A 19,899-nucleotide genomic window follows, 5' to 3' on the forward strand; every position below is an offset into this window, starting at 1 on the left:
TAATAATTAAAATTCAAGTAGTTAATTAAGAAGTGACATTTTCTCAAGTTAATGTCGCTCTCAAAAAGTGACATTTTCATAAGTTATTGACAGGGAATCTACGTTAAAATAAGAGTATAAAAAAAAGAAATGGAGGTTTTTAGATGGCAGAATTAATTGTATTTTTTTCACGTCGGGATGAAAATTATGTAAATGGCATGATAAAAACACTGGACATCGGTAACACCGAGGTGGCTGCCGGTATCATCCAGGAGCTGACTGGGGCAGAAATGTTTAAGATCGAGCCATTACAGGCATATTCAAAGGACTACAATGAATGTATTGCCCAGGCTCAGGCTGACCAGAAAAGGGATGCCCGTCCGGAATTGAAAGGTTATCCTAAGAGTCTGTCACCATATGATGTTATTTACCTTGGTTACCCGAATTATTGGGGAACTATGCCGATGGCGGTTTTTACCTTCTTAGAAAAGTTCGACTTCTCTGGCAAAATAATCAAGCCCTTCTGCACCCATGAAGGCAGTGGCATGGGCAGCAGCCAGACAGACATCAAGAGGCTCTGCGCCGGTGCCCGAATAGACAAGGGACTGGCAATTCAGGGCGGCAGGGTCAAGGATTCAAGAGCAGCTATAAAACAATGGATTTAGAGAAAGGAGATTTTTATGGATTATATAACATTAAATAACGGCGTTAAGATGCCCGTACTGGGTTACGGTGTATACCAGGTGACTCCTGAAGAATGTGAAAGATGTGTACTGGATGCAATCAGCATCGGATATCGTTCTATCGATACGGCACAGGCATATGGGAACGAAGAGGGCGTAGGAAGAGCTATAACAAAATGTGGGATTTCCCGGTCAGAACTGTTCATCACTACTAAGGTCTGGATTAGCAATGCCGGTTATGAAAAAGCGAAAGAATCAATTGAGGAATCCTTGCAAAAACTTCAATCGGAGTATATTGATCTGCTGCTGATTCACCAGCCTTTTAATGATTATTACGGGACTTACCGTGCAATGGAGGAGGCTTATAAAGCTGGTAAAGTAAAAGCTATCGGCGTCAGCAATTTCTATCCGGATCGGTTTATTGACCTATCTCATTTTGCGGGAATTAAACCGGCAGTAAATCAGGTGGAAGGGCATGTATTCCAGCAGCAGAAAACAGCACATGAAGTGATAAAAAAACATGATGCCAGAATGATGTCATGGGGACCCTTCGCAGAGGGAAAGAATGATTTCTTTCAGAATCCAGTATTGGCAGAAGTGGGTGCCAGATATGGAAAGACAGTAGCGCAGGTAGCTCTGCGCTTTCTGATTCAACAGGGAATTGTGGTGATACCAAAATCGACTCATAAAGAGCGGATGATGGAAAATTTCGATGTATTTGATTTCGTTCTCTCGGAGGAAGATATGAGCCGGATTGAGGCACTTGATACTGGGGAAAGCCTATTCTTCTCCCATCAGGATCCGCAAACGGTGGAATGGTTTATGTCTATTTTGGATTAGGAGGAGCCGATACCGGACGGGGAATTTGTAGCAGTTGCGGATGCAGTGATGCACTATGTTTCGGTAGACCCTTCCGGAAAGCTGGGATGGGAAAGCAATGTGCTTCGGTAGGCTACGTTATAAAGTGAAACAGAGGGAGGGTAAATAATGGAAAAAGTAACAGCAGGAAGAGAGGCTCTTGGTGCGTTTGCTCCTAAGTTTGCACAGCTGAATGATGATGTGCTGTTTGGTGAAGTCTGGGCGAGGGAAAAGGAACTTCCTCTCCGTGACCGCAGCTTAATCACGATCCCTGCCGGAGTGAAGCACTGGCATGGGGCAAAAGCCGATTCCTGGTTCAGCCATATTGCCGTTGAGATTCCGGGGGATGATACCCGGAATGAATGGTGTGAACCGGTATCGGATGAGGAATATAGAAAATTGGGATAAGGAGAGAAAGTATGATTTTAAACGAAACGTATACGCTTTCCAATAGCGTAAAGATACCGAAACTTGGACTGGGAACATGGTTTATTGAAGATGGCGATGCAGTCACTGCCATTGATGGTTCTCTAAAGAAGCTGGGGCTTGAAACGATTGACCTGATGCTCATTCACAGTCCGCAGCCATGGGATGACTTCCGGGGTGGTGACTATGCAGAGGGAAACAGGGAAGCATGGAGAGCTTTGGAGGATGCTTATAAGGCGGGAAAACTCCGGGCGATTGGCGTTTCCAACTTTACTGAACAAGATATTAAAAATATCCTGCATTCCTGTACAGTAGCACCCATGGTGAACCAGCTGCTGGTGCATATCGGGAATACACCGACGAAACTGATTGAATATTGTCACAGCAAAAATATTCTTGTTGAGGCATATTCACCGATTGCACATGGGGAGATGCTCAAAAATTCCAAGGTGACAGCCATGGCCGCCAAGTATGGCATGACGGTTCCGCAGTTATGTATCCGCTATGCGCTGCAGATTGGTACACTGCCGTTGCCTAAAACGGCAAACCCTGAACACATGCAGAGCAATGCGCGGGTCGACACTGAGATTTCTGAAGCTGATATGGATCAGCTTAAGGAAATGAATTCTATTAGGGATTATGGAGAGTATAGTGCATTTCCTGTTTTTAGTGGTAAGTAATGTTAGCGTTCTGATTTAAATAACCAAAGCGGTAGTTTTCTTGATTTAAAATTGAGAGGACTACCGTTTATTTTATAATAAGAAATTCCGCCAAATGGCGGAATTGACTAAAAAAGCCAGCAATAGCGGGCAGGCAAATAAGCTTAAAAGCCATTTTAGTTGAATGCTCTAAAATGTATTCTCGATATTTTCTAGTTCAACCGGACGAGGATACATAGAGTATTTATGATTTCAAAATAGTCATTGAAAATACGCTGCAATATATTCATATGACTATTATGAGATAAATTGAAGCAAAAGAAAACCCTTTCCCTCAAAGATTGAGGGGCAGGGAGAGGTGAAGTGCCGAAAGGCGCTACTATTTTTCGGAATATTTTTGAGGCGAATCGATAAGAACTTTGTTGCTACGGGTTGACTTGCTTATATTAGGTTTCTCATAGTCAACCTTTACCTGGATGCTTTGAGGATAGTCGCCAAAAGATTCGCCGAATATGGTGAGACCTCCGGGGCGCATATGCTCTTTTGAGACTTCAAAGCGTAAGGTCCAGTGATCCCTGTCTAAATCGAAATTCTCGATGGTATCTTTGCTTTTTCTTTCCTTGTTTAGAAACACGCCTTCTTGGTTAATCTCATAACATTTTAACACGCCGTATTGTGCTGAGAGCCACCAGCTTGGTGTGTATTTTCCAGGGCGGTCGCCAAAATCACCAGGTGAAATCCAAGGACAGATAAGCTTGCCGTTTAGGTAAATATTGATTTCGGATTGCCAGTTGTTCCTGATGTCGGGATATTCTGAGCACATTTCGGCAGAGATTTCAAGAGCAAGAGCTTTACAATTTGGCGGGATGTAATTAGGAATTTCGTATTCCACATAACCATCTGTGAACCAAACTAGCTGAGCCTCGAATCTTTTGGGGTCGTGAAAATAAACGGCGCTGTCATAGCCACCGATAATGTTATCAGGTGTGGCTAGTCCGCAAGTGGGGGTTACATCAGCTTTAACAAACTGTCCAACACCTAGTGAGATATCATAATGTTGAATGTGGTGGTAGGCGTGGGTAGGCATGCGCAAATTGTACCATGTACTGACTAAGACACAGACCTTTCCGTGCTGTTTAGAACGCGTGGTGATAATGAAGCCTGCTTGCTCTAATTTTGCTATATGGCTACTCATCATAGCGCTTGATATACCAATGTGTGTAGCGAGTTCCTTTATGTTAGCCTCCCCTTCGGCTAAGCGTTCGATGATTCTGATGCGAACAGAGCTTGCTAGTGCTTCGAAAAATGGCAAATTTTCCTCTGAAACCCAAATATCCATAATTATCTCCTTTTTTAAAGTTAATATTTTATTCATAAAACAGAATGCTCAAAAGTGGGTAGAATTAATGTTTGCATTAATCATATCAGAGTTATTTATAAAAAACAAGGAATAAAAATGTGAATATTATACAAAAATTTCACTTGATAATTATATTAATTGACGTAAGATACAATGGACACTATAATTAAATTAACCTAAATGTAAATATATAAAAAGAAAAGATGTTTACATTTTGTTAATACATGTATTGGAAATCTGAGAAAATACTGCAGGATTTTCTCGGAGGAAGCTAAGAAGACTTGACGGAGGAAAGAAAAATGAAAAAACGAATTCTCAGTGTTTTACTTTGTTTAGTAATGACAATGTCGCTTATGAGTGCGTGTAGCAAAAAAAGTGCGGATACTAGTAGTGAAGGAGAGAGCAGCAGTGGAACTGAGGCTGGCATGACTCAAGGGAAAAACAATCATGTAGATGGTGGCACAGATTTATCTTTGTGGACTTTCCAGGAATTACATGTTGGATTTTATACTGAAATGGCTGATGTATGGAATGAAAAAAATCCAGATAAGCCCATTAATATAACAGTAACTACAGGAGAATCTCATTCGCTGCATCAAAAGCTGCTGGTTGCTTGCCAGGCAGGTGAAGGAACTCCGGATATTGCAGATATTGAAGTGGGTTATTATGGATCCTTTATGAAGGATAACTATCTACTGCCAATTAATGATGTAGTCGAGCCTTATGAAGATGAAGTTGTTATGTCTCGTGTTGAGATGTATGGAGACAATGAGGGAAACTGGTATGGAGCAGATTTCCATCTGGGTGCATCCGTTACCTACTACAATATGGACATTATGAATGAAGCAGGAGTCGATCCTGCATCGATAGTAACTTGGGATGATTATGTTGAAGCGGGAAAAGTTGTCAAAGAAAAAACAGGAAAACCAATGTGTGCTGTAGAGTCTACAGACTTGTTTTTGCCCCAGTTAATGATGCTGGAAAAGAAAACCCAATATGTAACAGATGATGGACAACCAAACATAGCTAATGATGATCATGCAGAGGTTATTGATTATATACGGATGATGATTGATGAAGGAATTTGTGAAATCGCACCAGGCGGATTCTTCCATGCAGAGGAATGGTATGGACATCTTAATGATGGAGGAGTAGCGTCGATTTCAATGCCATTGTGGTACATGGGGCGTTTTACGGACTATTGTGGTGATTTAGAAGGTAAAATAGGGATTTATGAAATTCCGGTTTGGAATGAGGGAGATACAAGAGAAGTGCTTCAAGGAGGAACGGGGACATCAGTTCTTAAGTTCACAGAGCAAGAGGACTTGGCGAAGGAATTCTTAGCCTTTTGTAAATTATCTGAAGAAGGTTGTACTTATGAATGGGAAGTGTTAGGATTTGACCCTATTCGTACCTCTCTTTGGGATGATCCTGCGATTACAGAAAATCCAGATAATAAATATTTGAAATATTTTACAACCAATCCATTTGATATCTTGAAAAAGAATGGTACGGATTTAACAGCACCAAATATTTCTGGAGCTTACTCAGCGACATATAGCGTTTTAGTATCAACAACATATACGAATGCCTTCGAAAATGCGACGGATCAAGATGCAAAAGAGTTATTAGAAACGGAACAATCAACAATTATTTACGAAGAATAGGTCATTAAGGAGGCGGATAAAATAATGCGTCTCCTTTTCAAAAAGAATGGAGAAAAACATGAAGAAGAAAGGTGTATTCAGTCGATTTTTATATTCTCAAAAAGTAGCACCCTATGTTTTTGTTTTACCCTTTGTCCTAACCTTCTTAATCTTTTTTGCATATCCTGTGATTAGTACCATTTATATGAGTTTTTGCAAGGTTAGTGGAGGAGAAACGGTTTTTATAGGACTAAAAAATTATAAAACATTAACGAATCCGGTTTTCATTAAAGCACTTAAAAATAGCATGTTTTATATGGTTGTTACTTGTGCCATTATGATTCCAATACCTATGATTTTAGCCACTATGCTTAATAGTCGTCATATGAAAGGAAAGGGATTCTATCGTTCTGTAATGTTTATCCCGGCATTGACTTCTGTGGTTGTAGCGGGTATTGTATTTCGCTTAATGTTCGGAGAGGTATCAGGTTCTTTTATGAATCAGATATTGGGACTGTTTGGTCATGATCCTTTGGTTTGGTTAAGACGTCCATTTACCGTATGGATTGTACTCTTTGCACTGTGTATATGGCGGTGGACCGGAGTGAATATGATGTATTATCTATCAGGACTGCAGCAGATTCCAAAGGACTTATATGAATCGGCAGACATAGATGGTGCAGGACGATTTCAACAGTTCCGTTACATTACATTGCCCTTACTTAAGCCCACAACAATTTATGTTCTTACGATTTCGATTTTTGGTGGACTTGCAATGTTTACGGAATCCTATCTGATTTTTAATGGCAATAACTCGCCAAATAATGTGGGGACTACTATTGTAGGATATCTTTATCGAGTAGGATTGCAGCAAAATAATATAGGAATCGGTAGTGCTATAGGAGTAGTACTTTTGATTATTGTTCTATTGCTAAATGTGATTCAACTGGCTCTTAATGGAACCTTTAAGAAAGGAGAATAGAAAATGAAGAAGAAAAAAAATACGCAAACTATTCTCTTGGTGATATTCTTTAGTGTATTGGCTTTGATTACATTGCTGCCGTTGCTATTACTGTTTGTTTCATCTTTTAGACCAGGAGCAGAACTGATTCGCTATGGGTTAAACTTTAATATTGATTTTGCAAATGCCAATATTGATACGTATCGTCTACTCTTTAGCGGACAGAATAATTACTTTATCTGGTATAAGAATAGTTTAGTTATTACTGTTGTACAAGTTTTTTTGGCATTGTTATTAAGTGCATTTGTGGGATACGGCTTCGCTATGTATGATTTCAAATTTAAGAATCTGATTTTTGCAGGTGTCTTAATTGTTATGATGATTCCTACGGAAGTGATTATTTTACCTTTGTACCAGCTGATTATAAAGCTGGGAATCATGGATAATATGTGGGGAATTATGTTGCCCTATCTCGTTATACCGATGTTGATTTTTTTCTTTCGTCAGTATTTATCGGGGATACCAAGAGACTTTTTGGACGCGGCTCGTGTAGATGGTTGCTCGGAATATGGAATATTTGCACGAATAATGGTTCCGCTAATGAAGCCATCATTTGCGGCAATGGGTATCTATCAGGGAATGCAAAGCTGGAATAATTTTTTGTGGCCAATGATAGTGATTCGTTCTCAAGAGAAGATTACTTTGCCTGTTGGTTTGCAAAGTCTCCTGTCACCATATGGTAATAATTATGATATTTTGATTGCAGGATCTTGCTTTGCAATTGTACCGATTCTTATTCTGTTTATCTGTTTCCAATCATACTTTATTGAAGGCATGACAGCAGGAGGAGTAAAGGGATAATGGAAATAATAAAAGAAAATTTAGGAAGTAAACTTAGCTGGTTGTGTGATATTTTCATTTTGAATATTGTTTATGTGGTTACATGCATTCCGTTGATAACCATTGGAGCGGCTAACACGGCTCTTTACACAGTGGTATTTAGAATGGTAAAAGGTGAACGCTATGAAGTTCTTGTGGATTATAAAAGAGCATTTCGCGAGAACTTTAAGCAGGGAACCGTCATATGGTTGTTTGTAGCAGTAGTATCAGGAGTGTTAATTGTCGATTTTTTGATTGCCCCGGGCTTTTCCAGACAGTTGGCGACGATCTTTGTAATGATTATTTTAGTGCTGGGAATAATTTGTATGATGACGGGCGTATACGTTTTCCCATTATTAGCAACATTTTCAAATGGTACGATGACAATGTTAAAAAATGCACTTTTAATCAGTGTAAGACATTTGCCAAAAACTATCGTAGTAATTTTAATTCATAGCATTCCCTATTTATTGCTGTTTATATCGGTGTCTGCGTTTATAAGGGGATACGGAGTGGTAATGCTATTTTTGGCAGGAATTATTGCCTATGGAGAATGCAGTATATTGCTGCCTATATTTAAAAAATATTTTCCGAAAGTGGAAAGAAACTAGGAGGAAGCTATGCAGAAGAAAGCAAAAATGGTGATTGATAAGGAATTTACGGTTGCAGAAATAGATAAAAGAATTTACGGTTCATTTATTGAACATCTTGGAAGAGCAGTATATGACGGATTATATCAACCAGGGAATCCATTATCGGACGAGGATGGTTTTCGAAAGGATGTAATCGAATTAGTTAAGGAATTGGATGTGCCAATTATACGTTATCCAGGTGGAAACTTTGTCTCTAATTTTGATTGGCAGGATAGTGTAGGTCCAGTGGACAAGCGACCAAAAAGATTGGAGCTGGCTTGGCGTAGCATGGAGACAAACGAAGTAGGGCTTAATGAATTTTCTAAGTGGACCAATAAGGTGAACTCGGAAATGATGATGGCTGTTAATTTAGGAACGAAAGGGATTGAAGAAGCATGTAATCTTTTAGAGTACTGTAATTATGAAGGTGGTACGAAATATAGTAATATGCGCATTGCCCATGGTTACAAAGAGCCACATAAGGTGAAGGTGTGGTGTCTGGGAAATGAAATGGATGGAGATTGGCAGCTTGGACACAAAACTATGGATGAGTATGGCAGGATTGCAGAAGAAACAGGTAAAGCGATGAAGTTAATTGATCCCTCCATTGAGTTAGTGGCTTGCGGCAGTTCGAATCGGGAAATGCCCACATTTCCTCAGTGGGAAGCAACAACCTTGGATTATGCATATGAACATATTGATTACTTGTCTTTACATCAATACTATGGAAATGAAGCAAATGACACGGCAGACTTTTTGGCAAAATCTGATGATATGGAAGATTTTATCAAATCAGTTATTGCAACTTGCGATTATATTAAAGCGAAGAAGAGAAGCAAAAAGAAAATCAATTTAAGTTTTGATGAATGGAATGTTTGGTATCATTCCCGCAGTGTGGAGTTTGATACAGTACAAAATCATCCATGGCAAATTGCACCTCCAATTTTAGAGGATATCTATAATTTTGAAGATGCATTACTTGTAGGTCTTATGCTTATTGTGTTTATGAAAAATGCAGATCGAGTTAAAATTGGATGTTTAGCCCAATTGGTTAATGTTATTGCACCAATTATGACAGACCAAAACGGTGGGGCAGCATGGAAGCAAACAATATACTATCCATTTCTTCATGCATCTAAGTATGGGCGAGGAACTGTTTTGATGCCAATAATCAATACGCCAGTTCACGATACTCTTCAACATGAGAATATAAGTGATATAGAGAGTATAACAGTTCTAAATGAAGAAAAGGGAGAGGTGACAATCTTTGCAGTTAATCGAAACCTAGAAGATGATATTGAGCTTACTACAGATATCAGAGGATTAGAGGGATATAAATTGGCTGAGCATATTGTGCTGGAAAATAGTGATTTTAAAGCATATAATTCTGCAGGAGAGCAAGTGGTAAGTCCGAAAACGGTAGAAAGATCGAAAATAGATAAAGGATATATGACGAGTGTTCTAAATAAAGCAACATGGAATGTCATTCGAATGGTGAAGCTATGAGTACAAGAGGAACAAAACCAGAAACAATGAAGGCGTTGGTGGCATACAATAAGGAAAAATATGTTTTTGAGACTGCTTATCCTACACCGGAGTGTGGATCGGATGATATTATTATAAAAACAGAAGCATGTGGTGTTTGTGCAAGTGATTTAAAGTGCAGCCATGGAGCAGCGATGTATTGGGGGGATGACATACAGCCAGCATGGGTAAAGCCTCCAGTTATCCCAGGACATGAATTCTTTGGAAAAATTGTAGAAATGGGAGAGAATGTAAAGGGATATGAATTGGGAGAACGTATTATTGCGGATCAAATTGTTCCTTGTGGAGAGTGTCGTTTCTGTAAGGATGGTCATTATTGGATGTGCCAGCCTCACAATATTTTTGGATTTCAGAAGGAAAATAATGGAGGAATGGCTGAGTATGTTAAGTTTCCCAAAACTGCTGTAATCAGTAGGGTTCCAGAGGAAATGAGTATCGAGAAGGCACTTCTGATTGAACCTTACGGTTGCTCTAAGCATGCTGTGGATCGAGGAAATATTACGAATGAAGATGTAGTTGTAATATCGGGGGCAGGAACCTTAGGTTTGGGAATGGTTACCTATGCAAGAATGAAAAATCCTCGACGATTAATCGTTCTTGATATGGTTGAAGCAAGATTGAATAAAGCAAAGGAATTTGGTGCAGATCTTGTGTTTAACCCAGGTACCGTCGATGTGGTCAAAGAAATCCAGGACTTAACAGATGGTTATGGGTGTGACGTATATATAGAAGCGACGGGTCACCCTTCCAGTGTTGTCCAAGGACTTAGCATGGTTAGAAAACTGGGGAGATTTGTAGAGTTTAGTGTGTTTGGGGAACCAACTACAGTGGACTGGTCCATAATTGGAGATCGAAAGGAATTGGATATTTTAGGTTCTCATCTAAGTCCTTATGCATATCCGTTTGTAATTGAAAATATGGAAAATGGAAACCTAAAGACCGATGGTGTTGTTTCAAGAAAGTTTGCTATTGAAGAATGGGAAAAAGCCTTTGAATACGCCAGTGGTAAATATGGGGATTTTAAAGTGGCCTTAGTTTTTTAATATGAGTAAAGAAAAAGTTGGAAGTGACTCTTATAGTCCTTCTGACTTTTTTTGCGCTATTGTCCTAAAGGGCATATTGTGTTAACATCTAGTCAAATTAAATGGAGAGATGAGTGAAAAGAATGAATAAAGGAATGTTAAAAGGGTCTATATCAATACGCATATTTGTGGGAGTATTTATCTTATTCTCTTTTATATTGGGAATATTTATCTACGTAACCACCAGTATATACGGTGAAAAGCTTAAAGAGATGGAAATCGACTATCATATTGAAACGACCAATAGTACCATTGAACAGTTCAATGTTTTGACAGATGTTATTGACGGATATTCTTACTCCTTGGTAAGCAGTGAGATTGTGCGGCAGGCGGTTAAAAGCGAAGCGGAGACGGAAGACAAAGACACAATACAGGTGGATATAAATGCGATTGCCAGTGTAAATGAAAATATAAATCAAGTTACTATTTTGGGGAAAAATGGATTTATGATTTCCACGGAAGAAAAGACAAATTACAGATTTTACCAAGGTTTTTTGGAACAGTATGAAATGAATGATAACCGAAGGGCGATATGGACAAAGTTTCATACGACACAAGGAGATGAATATTTAAGCAGTACCTCTTATATACGGCCTATTTTCAATAGTGAAACAAAAGAAATATACGGAATCGTTGTGATGGATGTTTCTTATGAAAGCTTACATAAATTATTTACCTCATCATCGATAAGATTGAAAGATAAGGCTGTGATTGTAAATAGTACAGGAGATGTTTTGTTTCAATATCCTCTATCAACTGATTACAAGGTGGTTTTAGAGACTTTCCCCCAGGTCATTGATAAAAGTGGAGAGATTGAAGGGGAGCTCTTTAATAAAGATGTAATCATTGTATCTCAAAGCATAGACTTATCCGACTGGATGCTGGTTCGCTTTGTACAAAGAGATGCGGCAACGGAATCATTTCGCCAAATGTTAAGTAGTATAAAAATAATTATTGTTGCAATGGCTGTTATTTCTTTGATTTATACGCTATGGCTGACGCGAACGATTACGAAACCAATCAAGGAGTTAATGAGAGTTTGTGGTCAGGTGGTAACAGGTGATTTTAGTGCTCACGTATCTTTTAAGCGACATGATGAATTTGGGAGATTAGGTGATGTGTTTAATAGTATGATAACAAAAATTAATGACTTGTTTGATCAGGAAAGAAGAGATCAAAAAAGAAAGGCCGAGATGGAATATCAGATATTACAGGCTCAGATTAATCCCCATTTTTTATACAATACTTTAGATTCAATAAAATGGTTGGCGGTTATGCAGGGAACTGATAATATAGCAGAAATGAGCACGGCACTTATTAATTTGCTCCAATATAATTTGGGAAAGGTAGAAGGAGAGACCACCCTTAAAAACGAAGTTGAGAGTGTTAAAAACTATATCACTATACAAAAATATCGTTATGCAGATACCTTTGAATTCACAACGATGATTGACGCAGAAGCGGAGGACTGTAAGGTTCTTAGATTTATTCTGCAGCCACTGGTAGAGAATTCGATTATACATGGATTTAATGAAGAGCGTGGCAATTATAGAATACATATTGCAGCATTGATTTTGGATGGAATGCTGCATATTAAAGTCATCGATAATGGAGTTGGTATGGATAAGACCAGTACAGATGAATTAAATCAAGGTATCAAAAAGACCACAAGATTCAGCAAAATAGGAGTAACAAATATAAAGGAGAGAATCCAATTATATTTTGGTGAGGAGGCCAACTTGATATTTGATAGCCGGCCAAACGTGGCAACAATTGCAGAGGTCATTTTGCCAATTAAAAAATCATAGTCTATCTGTTTGTTAAATACGGCTATATCTGAGGTGTTTTATTTTGCATCTTAGATATAGCCGTATTAATTTGTTGAATTATTTTACGAAAATCGTAATATATTTTCAAAACACCATTTTGAAAATATATTACTGTAGAATTTTTCTAATTTTTGATGAATTATCTATTTTGATAATGAGGAAGTGTTTATATAATAAACTTACATTCAATGCATTGAACAGCGCTAAAGTAAATAGGAGGAAAGGGTTAAATGAAAAATAATATTGTTAAGAAATTGATTTCACTTTCATTAGTAACAGTTATGAGCCTTGGACTATTAGTAGGATGTGGACCAAAGTCAGAGAGTGGAAGCTCCGAAGGAGGAGCGGCAGAAAAAAGCGGCGAGTTTGATTGGCGGGCATACGAAGGGACGACGATTGAAATTCAAATGGTACAACATACTGCTTCAGAGGCTATGGTAAATAAACTAGAAGAATTTGAAGAGTTGACAGGTATACAGGTAGAGTATTCAATTACGCCGGAAAGCAGTTATTTTGATAAGGTGTCAACCTCTTTGGCCAGTGGTTCAGGAAGTCCAGATTTATTTATGTCAGGAGCTTATCAATTATGGGATTATTCAGCATCTGGATATGTAGAAGATCTTACTCCGTATTTGGAAAACGCTTCAATGGTTTCAGAAGATTACGATGCAGATGACTTTGTGGCAAGTGCAGTAGATGCTCTTAAATGGAGTGGAGTTCCGGGAGAAGCAGTAGGTAGTGGACAGCAATTAGGCCTTCCCCTGGCGTTTGAAGTTTATACAATGGCTTATAACAAGAAAGCATTAGAGGATAATGGTCTCGAGGTTCCAAAAACCTATGATGAACTTCTCACAGTCTGTGATGCTCTTCAAAAATGGAATGGAGAAAACTCCTATGCTGTTGCAGTCCGAGGCGCAAGAGACTGGGGAACGATACATCCAGCATATATGAGTATGTTTTCTGCATTTGGCGGAAAAGATTTTGAAGTAAAGGATGATAAATTGGTATCTGAAGTAAATTCAAAAGAAGCAATTGAAATGACGGAGTTCTATGTAGATATGATTAAACGAGGTGGAAGCTCTTCGTGGTCAAAATATACATGGTACGATTGTGGTGTGGATTTAGGAACAGGAAATGCTGCGATTGTATTAGATGCGGATAATAATCCGGTTCATCAGAATTGGGATGGCGCATCGGAAGAAGCTGGAAATATTGCGTATGCACCATTGCCGGTTGCAAAAGAAGGTGATCCACAGATTTCAAATTATTGGACATGGTCAATTGCGATGAATTCTGCTTCTCAAAATAAAGGTGCGGCTTGGTATTATATCATGTATTTTACAAGCAAGGAATTCGCACAATACGCAACAATAGAGGGAAATAGTCTGGATCCAGCCCGTACCTCTGTATGGGAATCAGATGAATTTAAGAAAATGATGGAAAGTCAGCCCGGTTATATAGAGGCGTATGAGGCAACAATTGAAAACACAACGATACTGTTTACTCCTCAGCCATACTTTTTTGAGACAACAACTGAATGGGCAGCTACACTTCAAGACATTGTCGCAGGCAAATACAGCTCTGCGGAAGAAGGCCTTAATCAGCTAAAAACAAAAATGGATAAAGCTGTAGAAGATATTGATTTATCCCAGTATTAAATAAATTAAAGTGTTTACAAAGGCGAGCCGCATCCGAACAAGATGCGGCTCGATTAAAAAAGCAGGACGAATTGGAGGTAACACATGTTCGTAAAAAGTGAAAAGAAAGTATCCGGAGAAGTGAATTATAATAAAATTCCGGCTCATATTCGAAGACGCCCATATTATATTATTGCACCGGGACTAATCATATTGATTGGGATATTAATTCCCTTTGTCACAGCAATTTTTCTATCCTTTACTAACTATTCTTTCAGACTTCCTAAATGGGGTTTTGTGGGATTGAAGAACTGGATTAACATGTTCAAAAGCAAAGAGTTCTACCATGCAGTATGGGTGACGTTAAAGTATGGAATCCTGGCAACAGGTGTAGAGATGCTCCTTGGTACAGGAGTCGCACTATTATTAAGAAAGGATACAAGGTATAGTCGTATTTTAAAAGTGCTTTTTACTTTTCCACTGATGGTGGCACCAGCAATTGCAGTGCTGATTTGGCAGCTGATGACTTCGAATACAGTTGGAGTATTGGAGAAAGTCTTGAATATCTTTGGGGTCTATAACTTCCCATGGGCAGCATCTCACAGTACGGCAATGTTTACGGCAATACTTATTGACGCGTGGGTAAACACGTCTTTCGTAATTCTTTTAGTATTAGCGGGAATACAATCTCTTCCGAAATCACCGTTCGAGGCGGCAGCAGTTGACGGTGCGGGCGGATGGTTTACATTCAAAACCCTAACATTTCCTATGCTGAAGCCATTTATGTATATTGCATTACTGTTCAGGCTTATGGCTTCGTTACAGGAATTTGGAATCATATATGCCTTATCAAAAGGTGGTCCTGGAGATACCTTGATGAATATATCACTGTCAGGGTATATCAATGGATTTACATACCAGAAGCTTGCAGGTGCTCTGCCTTACTTATTGGTGCTCTGGTTCATTATTAACAAAACGGCAAAGTTCCTGGTTAAACGGCAAAGATTTTTAGCAAATCAGGCAGCAGGCAGATGATGGAGGAGAGAAAATGGAAAAGAGAAAAGTAAGTATAGGAAATATACTGGAAGCAATCGGTAGAAATCTGGGGTTGACCTTATTTGCCATGTTTGCATTATTTCCTCTTATATGGATGGTGATTTGTGCCTTTAAGTCAGATGCACAGATGTACAATACCGTTTTTAGATTTACGCCAACGTTAGAAAACTTCAAAGCAGTATTAGTGGGAACCGACTATTTTAAAGCGTTTTTTCAAAACCTTATAGTGGCAGGTGGTGCCGTTATTATTACGGTGCTGGCAGGAGTTCCTTGTGCTTATGCTCTGGCAAGATATAACTTTAAGAAAAAAGAAGATGTGGCTTTTCAGATTTTATCCTTTAAATTCGCACCGGAAATTATGGTTATTCTTCCGATCTTCTTAATCTTTCAGAAGATACATTTATATGACACTTATTTTGGATTGATTTGGGTGTATCAGCTTATTACAATGCCTTTACTGATTTGGGTGGTAAGAGGTTATTTCGAAGACATTAGTGTAGAAGTAGAACAAGCAGCCCAGTTAGATGGTTATGCCTGGTATGAAATCTTCTTGAAAACTTTAGTACCATTGATTAAGCCAGGACTGGTTGCATCTGCATTATTAGCATTTATTTTTGCATGGAACAGCTTTACATTTCCGCTTATCTTAAGTGGTTTTAAGATTCAGACAATAACAATTACGGCACTAAGATACATTGCATCAGACACTGTTCATTACGGACAAGTCGCGGTAGCATCAACAATCGCAGTATTACCGGAAGTAATTGTAGCACTATTTATTCAGAAGCATTTAGTTAGAGGGTTGAGCTTTGGTGCAGTAAAAGGATAATGTCCCAGACAGGAGGAAATAAAATGGCACAAATAGAGCTGGAAGGAATCACGAAAAGGTTCGGGAAAATCAGCGCACTTAATAATATAAATTTAAAGGTAGAAGACAATGAATTTTTTGTTTTATTTGGACCGGCAGGAGCTGGGAAAACCACACTGCTAAAGACAATTGCCGGGGCAGAATTCCCAGAGGAAGGTCTGGTTCGAATTGATGGTAAGATTGTAAATCATGTGGAATCAAAGGATCGAAATGTTTCCATGGTATTTGAAAACTATGCTCTTTACCCCAATCTTTCGGTCTATGACAATATTGCTTCACCAATGAGAAGCAAATTGTATAAGAAGGATGAGGAATACATAAAAAAAGCCGTGAATAAAGTTACGGAAATGATGAAAATCAATCATTTATTAGATCGTCGTCCCAGTCAATTGTCCAACGGACAAAGACAACGTGTTGCTCTGGGGAGATGCTTAGTGCGGGAACCAAATGTATTTTTAATGGATGAACCATTAGCGCATCTGGATGCAAAATTAAGACATTTCATGAGAGGCGAGTTAAAAGAGATGCAGACCTCTATTAATTCTACAACCATATACGTTACCCATGATTATATGGAAGCTATGTCTCTTGCGGATCGAATTGCAGTGTTAAATCACGGGGAAATTGTACAAATAGGAACAGCCCAGGAAATGTATTACACCCCTTGTAACGAGTTCGTGGCCTGTTTGTTTGGAGAACCGGAGATCAATCTGTTAGAAGGGAAGAAATGTGTATGCAGCAGAACCGGAGAGATGAGCTTAAGTATTGTTGGAAGTGATAAAGCTTTAGAATTAGAAGCAGATGTACGGAATGTACTGGCACAGCACGGAGCAGATAATATTCATATTGGAATTAGAGGAAATGATATACAGTTTGCTTTTGAAGATTTAGGAGATGAATGGATTAAGGGCAGTGTTTATGCGAATGAGCCAATTGGAAATAAGGTAATTATGACAATTATGGTTGCAGATAAGAAAATTGCAATAACCTGTCCCAATGATACTGTTGCTGATATGGATCAGGATGTGTACATAAAGTTAAATCTAAAAAAAGCATTGATTTTTGATGGAAATACAGAAGAGTTTATTACCAGACACAATATTGATAGTTTCAAAAAGCAAGGAAAGGGGGTGCAATAGAGGATGGCACAATTAGTCCTAAAGAATGTTTTTAAACGATATGAACATCAGAAAAAAAATATATTTGAAAAGAAAAAAGTATTGGATTTTGCGGTAAAGGACGTAAGCTATACCTGTGAGGATGGCGAGTTTATCGGAATACTAGGTCCTTCAGGGTGTGGAAAATCTACAACCCTTCGAATGGTTGCAGGTTTAGAAAGCATTACCAACGGAGAGATGTATATTGGAGATGTTTTAATTAATGATCTGCTTCCAAAAGATCGAAACATCGGCCTTGCCTTTGAAGATTATGCTCTGTATCCACCATTGAGTGTGTATGAAAACCTGGCTTTTAATATGCGGGCAAAAAATAAATCAGAGGAAGAAATTAAGCAGGCAATTGATTACGTTGCACCTTTAATGAAAATTGATGATTTGCTAAATGAAAAACCGACAGGGTTATCGGGGGGACAAAAGCAGCGTGTGAATATAGCCAGAGCAATTGTTAGAAGACCGGGTCTTTTATTGCTTGATGAGCCTCTGAGCCACTTGGATGGAAAGATGCGCCAGCAGCTAAGACAGGAAATCAAACGAATGCATCATGAAATTAAGTGTACGACGATTATTGTTACCCATGATCAAATGGAAGCGATGTCCTTGGCAGATAGAATTATAATTATGAAAGATGGAGAGGTTCAGCAAATTGGAACACCGTTGGAGGTTTACGATAATCCGGAAAATGAATTTGTGGCTGGATTTATAGGAGAGCCGCCTATGAATCTTATGAAATCAACCATTGTGAAAAGCGATAAAGGGTTTATGTTTACATTTGAAAATAGTGAACTAAAGGTGGAGGTTCCCAAAAGATACACGGAAGTGGTAAGGGACGGAATGAAGATTACATTAGGAGTAAGACCTGTAGATGTAATTATTGCAAAGACGCCGGTAAACTCTACTCCCGTTCCAATTGCCATATTTGAAAATCTCGGTGATGAGAGAAGAATATCTGTCCGGGTTGGAGATATGCTTCTTAGTATGACAACGGCAGAAGACGTATATTATACACCGGGAGAAGAGGTTCAATTGATTTTCCAAGAAGAGAGAACCCATTTGTTTGACCCGGAGACAGGTGAACGCATACGCCCAAGAGGAGAGCAATAATGGATAAGTATGTAATTGGATTGGATAATGGTGGAACAATTATAAAAGCTGCACTCTTTGATTTAAGTGGCAAAGAGATAATGGTTGCATCGAGACAGACCCCCATTCTTACTCCAAAATCCGGATATACCGAACGGGATATGGAGTATCTCTGGCAGTGCAACTGTGCATGTGTAAAAGAAATAATTGACAGCAGGATAATTGAGGCAAAAGATGTAATCGGAATTGCAGTTTGCGGACATGGAAAGGGATTATATGCTTGGGGAAAAGAGGACGCACCTGCAAGAATGGGTATTGTATCAACCGATGGAAGAGCCTGGGAATACCCGAAGAAATGGAAAGAAGATGGAACGTATGAAGAAATACATCCACAGATTTGTCAAGACTTAATGGCCTGCCAGCAAGTTTCACTGTTAGCTTGGCTAAAAGATAATGAACGAGAAGTTTACGATAATATCAAATGGGTTTTTTCTGTCAAAGATTACATTCGGTTTCGACTGACTGGAGAAGCTTATTGCGAGGCTACAGATATTTCGGGATCTGGTTTGATGGATGTAAAAAATGCACGGTTTGATAAGGAGCTTCTTAAAAAATATGGAATTGATGAGGTATATGAAAAACTTGCTCCAATCAAATATTCTTATGAAAAATGTGGAAGCATTACAGAAGAAGCAGCAATAAACACAGGTTTATTAAAGGGAACTCCCGTTGCAGGTGGAATGTTTGATATTGATGCATCTGCAATTGCACTTAGTGTAACAACTCCACGGGAAATGTGCACAATAGCAGGAACCTGGAGCATCAATGAGTATATTGCGAAAGCACCCGTTATGGATGGAAGTATTGCGATGAATTCATTATATGCAATACCGGGATATTATCTTGTGGAGGAGTGCAGCGCAACCAGTGCGGGAAACCTGGAGTGGTTTATCAAGGAATTTTTAGACGAGGATACGACTTATGATCAAATTAATCAGTGGGTATCCGAGACAAAACCAGAGGAAACAGATATTTATTTCCTTCCTTTTCTCTATGCATCAAATGCACATCCCTTAGGGAAAGGAAGCTTTGTAGGAATGACTTTGTTCCACAAAAGAAGACATATTGTAAGAGCAATTTATGAGGGCGTTGCATATTCTCATAAAACACATATTGATCGTCTCTTATCGGCAAGAGATAAGCCGGAATGTATACGAATGGCAGGAGGAGTAGTGAACTCGAAAGTCTGGGTTCAGATGTTTGCAGATATCTTAAACATGCCAATTGAAACAGTTAATGTGAAAGAACTGGGAGCCTTGGGGTGTGGAATGGCGGCATCGGTAGCAGCAGAGGTTTATGAAAATTATGAAGAGGCAGCACAAAAGATGGTACACATTTCTCAAAGGATAATGCCAAATCCGGAGAATGTAAAAATATACCAAAAAAAATATGAAAAGTACAAGAAGGTAAGCGGGGCCTTGGACACCGTGTGGAGTGAATTTACTGTGTAATAAAAGGGAAAGGTGGTATTATTTTTGAAA

18 protein-coding genes are annotated in these 19,899 nt (G+C 38.8%); 17 read left to right on the forward strand and 1 reads right to left on the reverse strand.

The annotated features are described in order from the left end of the window. The first annotated feature begins 143 nt into the window (after window positions 1-143). The 4 genes from NHH15_RS11480 (at window position 144) to NHH15_RS11495 (ending at window position 2,626) form a co-directional block, all read left to right on the forward strand. Window positions 144-644 (forward strand): flavodoxin, encoded by a 501-nt coding sequence (locus NHH15_RS11480; protein WP_262066817.1) that lies wholly within the window; start codon window positions 144-146, stop codon window positions 642-644. A 15-nt stretch (window positions 645-659) separates the two neighbouring features. Then, window positions 660-1,502: an aldo/keto reductase gene (locus NHH15_RS11485; protein WP_262066818.1), complete on the forward strand. Its 843-nt coding sequence runs from the start codon at window positions 660-662 to the stop codon at window positions 1,500-1,502. 147 nt (window positions 1,503-1,649) lie between these two features. Beyond that, window positions 1,650-1,928: a carboxymuconolactone decarboxylase family protein gene (locus NHH15_RS11490; protein ID WP_262066819.1), complete on the forward strand. Its 279-nt coding sequence runs from the start codon at window positions 1,650-1,652 to the stop codon at window positions 1,926-1,928. Between the two features lie 11 nt (window positions 1,929-1,939). Further along, window positions 1,940-2,626, forward strand: coding sequence for an aldo/keto reductase family protein (locus NHH15_RS11495; protein ID WP_262066820.1), 687 nt, complete (start codon window positions 1,940-1,942; stop codon window positions 2,624-2,626). Between the two features lie 358 nt (window positions 2,627-2,984). On the opposite strand, the gene NHH15_RS11500 is transcribed toward NHH15_RS11495, so the two are convergent. Further along, window positions 2,985-3,944 carry an ArsR/SmtB family transcription factor gene (locus tag NHH15_RS11500; RefSeq protein ID WP_262066821.1) on the reverse strand — a complete coding sequence of 320 codons (960 nt, stop codon included), beginning with the start codon at window positions 3,942-3,944 and terminating at the stop codon, window positions 2,985-2,987. Between the two features lie 320 nt (window positions 3,945-4,264). Here NHH15_RS11500 and NHH15_RS11505 point away from each other — a divergent pair, with 320 nt between their 5' ends. The 13 genes from NHH15_RS11505 (at window position 4,265) to NHH15_RS11565 (ending at window position 19,869) form a co-directional block, all read left to right on the forward strand. Beyond that, the gene (locus tag NHH15_RS11505) at window positions 4,265-5,632 is read left to right on the forward strand and encodes an ABC transporter substrate-binding protein (protein WP_262066822.1); all 1,368 of its coding nucleotides are present in this window, start codon (window positions 4,265-4,267) and stop codon (window positions 5,630-5,632) included. A 58-nt stretch (window positions 5,633-5,690) separates the two neighbouring features. Continuing rightward, complete coding sequence (locus tag NHH15_RS11510; protein ID WP_262066823.1) at window positions 5,691-6,593, forward strand: carbohydrate ABC transporter permease; 903 nt, start codon at window positions 5,691-5,693, stop codon at window positions 6,591-6,593. 3 nt (window positions 6,594-6,596) lie between these two features. Beyond that, a complete protein-coding gene (locus tag NHH15_RS11515; protein WP_262066824.1) occupies window positions 6,597-7,433 on the forward strand; it encodes a carbohydrate ABC transporter permease in 837 nt (278 codons plus the stop codon). Continuing rightward, window positions 7,433-8,062, forward strand: a complete 630-nt coding sequence (locus NHH15_RS11520; protein WP_262066825.1) for a YesL family protein — start codon at window positions 7,433-7,435, stop codon at window positions 8,060-8,062. Before NHH15_RS11515 ends, NHH15_RS11520 begins: the two co-directional genes overlap by 1 nt. A 9-nt stretch (window positions 8,063-8,071) precedes the next feature. Then, entirely contained in the window at window positions 8,072-9,589 is a 1,518-nt protein-coding gene (gene arfA, locus NHH15_RS11525; RefSeq protein ID WP_262066826.1) for an arabinosylfuranosidase ArfA, read from the forward strand. Further along, window positions 9,586-10,671: an alcohol dehydrogenase catalytic domain-containing protein gene (locus NHH15_RS11530; protein ID WP_262066827.1), complete on the forward strand. Its 1,086-nt coding sequence runs from the start codon at window positions 9,586-9,588 to the stop codon at window positions 10,669-10,671. The genes arfA and NHH15_RS11530 overlap by 4 nt, the downstream gene beginning before the upstream one ends. A gap of 122 nt (window positions 10,672-10,793) precedes the next feature. Continuing rightward, window positions 10,794-12,518, forward strand: a complete 1,725-nt coding sequence (locus tag NHH15_RS11535) for a sensor histidine kinase (protein WP_262066880.1) — start codon at window positions 10,794-10,796, stop codon at window positions 12,516-12,518. Between the two features lie 251 nt (window positions 12,519-12,769). Further along, the gene (locus tag NHH15_RS11540) at window positions 12,770-14,197 is read left to right on the forward strand and encodes an ABC transporter substrate-binding protein (protein ID WP_262066828.1); all 1,428 of its coding nucleotides are present in this window, start codon (window positions 12,770-12,772) and stop codon (window positions 14,195-14,197) included. A gap of 84 nt (window positions 14,198-14,281) precedes the next feature. Next, on the forward strand, window positions 14,282-15,211 hold the full coding sequence (locus tag NHH15_RS11545; protein WP_262066829.1) for a carbohydrate ABC transporter permease: 930 nt from the start codon (window positions 14,282-14,284) through the stop codon (window positions 15,209-15,211). Between the two features lie 13 nt (window positions 15,212-15,224). Further along, the gene (locus tag NHH15_RS11550; RefSeq protein WP_262066830.1) at window positions 15,225-16,061 is read left to right on the forward strand and encodes a carbohydrate ABC transporter permease; all 837 of its coding nucleotides are present in this window, start codon (window positions 15,225-15,227) and stop codon (window positions 16,059-16,061) included. A gap of 23 nt (window positions 16,062-16,084) precedes the next feature. Then, entirely contained in the window at window positions 16,085-17,239 is a 1,155-nt protein-coding gene (locus tag NHH15_RS11555; RefSeq protein WP_262066831.1) for an ABC transporter ATP-binding protein, read from the forward strand. Between the two features lie 3 nt (window positions 17,240-17,242). Then, window positions 17,243-18,379 (forward strand): ABC transporter ATP-binding protein, encoded by a 1,137-nt coding sequence (locus tag NHH15_RS11560; protein WP_262066832.1) that lies wholly within the window; start codon window positions 17,243-17,245, stop codon window positions 18,377-18,379. Further along, window positions 18,379-19,869 (forward strand): FGGY-family carbohydrate kinase, encoded by a 1,491-nt coding sequence (locus NHH15_RS11565; RefSeq protein ID WP_262066833.1) that lies wholly within the window; start codon window positions 18,379-18,381, stop codon window positions 19,867-19,869. Before NHH15_RS11560 ends, NHH15_RS11565 begins: the two co-directional genes overlap by 1 nt. Window positions 19,870-19,899: the final 30 nt, after the last annotated feature.

Origin of the sequence: Aequitasia blattaphilus (genome assembly GCF_024721305.1) — a bacterium.
In the GTDB taxonomy this organism is placed as follows: Bacteria; Bacillota; Clostridia; order Lachnospirales; family Lachnospiraceae; genus Aequitasia; species Aequitasia blattaphila.

What these genes read in the sequence shown, in the direction of transcription:
- NHH15_RS11505 (WP_262066822.1), top strand. Translation starts at nt 4,265, where the DNA reads ATGAAAAAACGAATTCTCAGTGTTTTACTTTGTTTAGTAATGACAATG.
- NHH15_RS11535 (WP_262066880.1), top strand. Translation starts at nt 10,794, where the DNA reads ATGAATAAAGGAATGTTAAAAGGGTCTATATCAATACGCATATTTGTG.
- NHH15_RS11490 (WP_262066819.1), top strand. Translation starts at nt 1,650, where the DNA reads ATGGAAAAAGTAACAGCAGGAAGAGAGGCTCTTGGTGCGTTTGCTCCT.
- NHH15_RS11485 (WP_262066818.1), top strand. Translation starts at nt 660, where the DNA reads ATGGATTATATAACATTAAATAACGGCGTTAAGATGCCCGTACTGGGT.
- arfA (WP_262066826.1), top strand. Translation starts at nt 8,072, where the DNA reads ATGCAGAAGAAAGCAAAAATGGTGATTGATAAGGAATTTACGGTTGCA.
- NHH15_RS11540 (WP_262066828.1), top strand. Translation starts at nt 12,770, where the DNA reads ATGAAAAATAATATTGTTAAGAAATTGATTTCACTTTCATTAGTAACA.
- NHH15_RS11550 (WP_262066830.1), top strand. Translation starts at nt 15,225, where the DNA reads ATGGAAAAGAGAAAAGTAAGTATAGGAAATATACTGGAAGCAATCGGT.
- NHH15_RS11495 (WP_262066820.1), top strand. Translation starts at nt 1,940, where the DNA reads ATGATTTTAAACGAAACGTATACGCTTTCCAATAGCGTAAAGATACCG.
- NHH15_RS11480 (WP_262066817.1), top strand. Translation starts at nt 144, where the DNA reads ATGGCAGAATTAATTGTATTTTTTTCACGTCGGGATGAAAATTATGTA.
- NHH15_RS11565 (WP_262066833.1), top strand. Translation starts at nt 18,379, where the DNA reads ATGGATAAGTATGTAATTGGATTGGATAATGGTGGAACAATTATAAAA.
- NHH15_RS11560 (WP_262066832.1), top strand. Translation starts at nt 17,243, where the DNA reads ATGGCACAATTAGTCCTAAAGAATGTTTTTAAACGATATGAACATCAG.
- NHH15_RS11515 (WP_262066824.1), top strand. Translation starts at nt 6,597, where the DNA reads ATGAAGAAGAAAAAAAATACGCAAACTATTCTCTTGGTGATATTCTTT.
- NHH15_RS11510 (WP_262066823.1), top strand. Translation starts at nt 5,691, where the DNA reads ATGAAGAAGAAAGGTGTATTCAGTCGATTTTTATATTCTCAAAAAGTA.
- NHH15_RS11500 (WP_262066821.1), bottom strand. Translation starts at nt 3,944, where the DNA reads ATGGATATTTGGGTTTCAGAGGAAAATTTGCCATTTTTCGAAGCACTA.
- NHH15_RS11530 (WP_262066827.1), top strand. Translation starts at nt 9,586, where the DNA reads ATGAGTACAAGAGGAACAAAACCAGAAACAATGAAGGCGTTGGTGGCA.
- NHH15_RS11520 (WP_262066825.1), top strand. Translation starts at nt 7,433, where the DNA reads ATGGAAATAATAAAAGAAAATTTAGGAAGTAAACTTAGCTGGTTGTGT.
- NHH15_RS11545 (WP_262066829.1), top strand. Translation starts at nt 14,282, where the DNA reads ATGTTCGTAAAAAGTGAAAAGAAAGTATCCGGAGAAGTGAATTATAAT.
- NHH15_RS11555 (WP_262066831.1), top strand. Translation starts at nt 16,085, where the DNA reads ATGGCACAAATAGAGCTGGAAGGAATCACGAAAAGGTTCGGGAAAATC.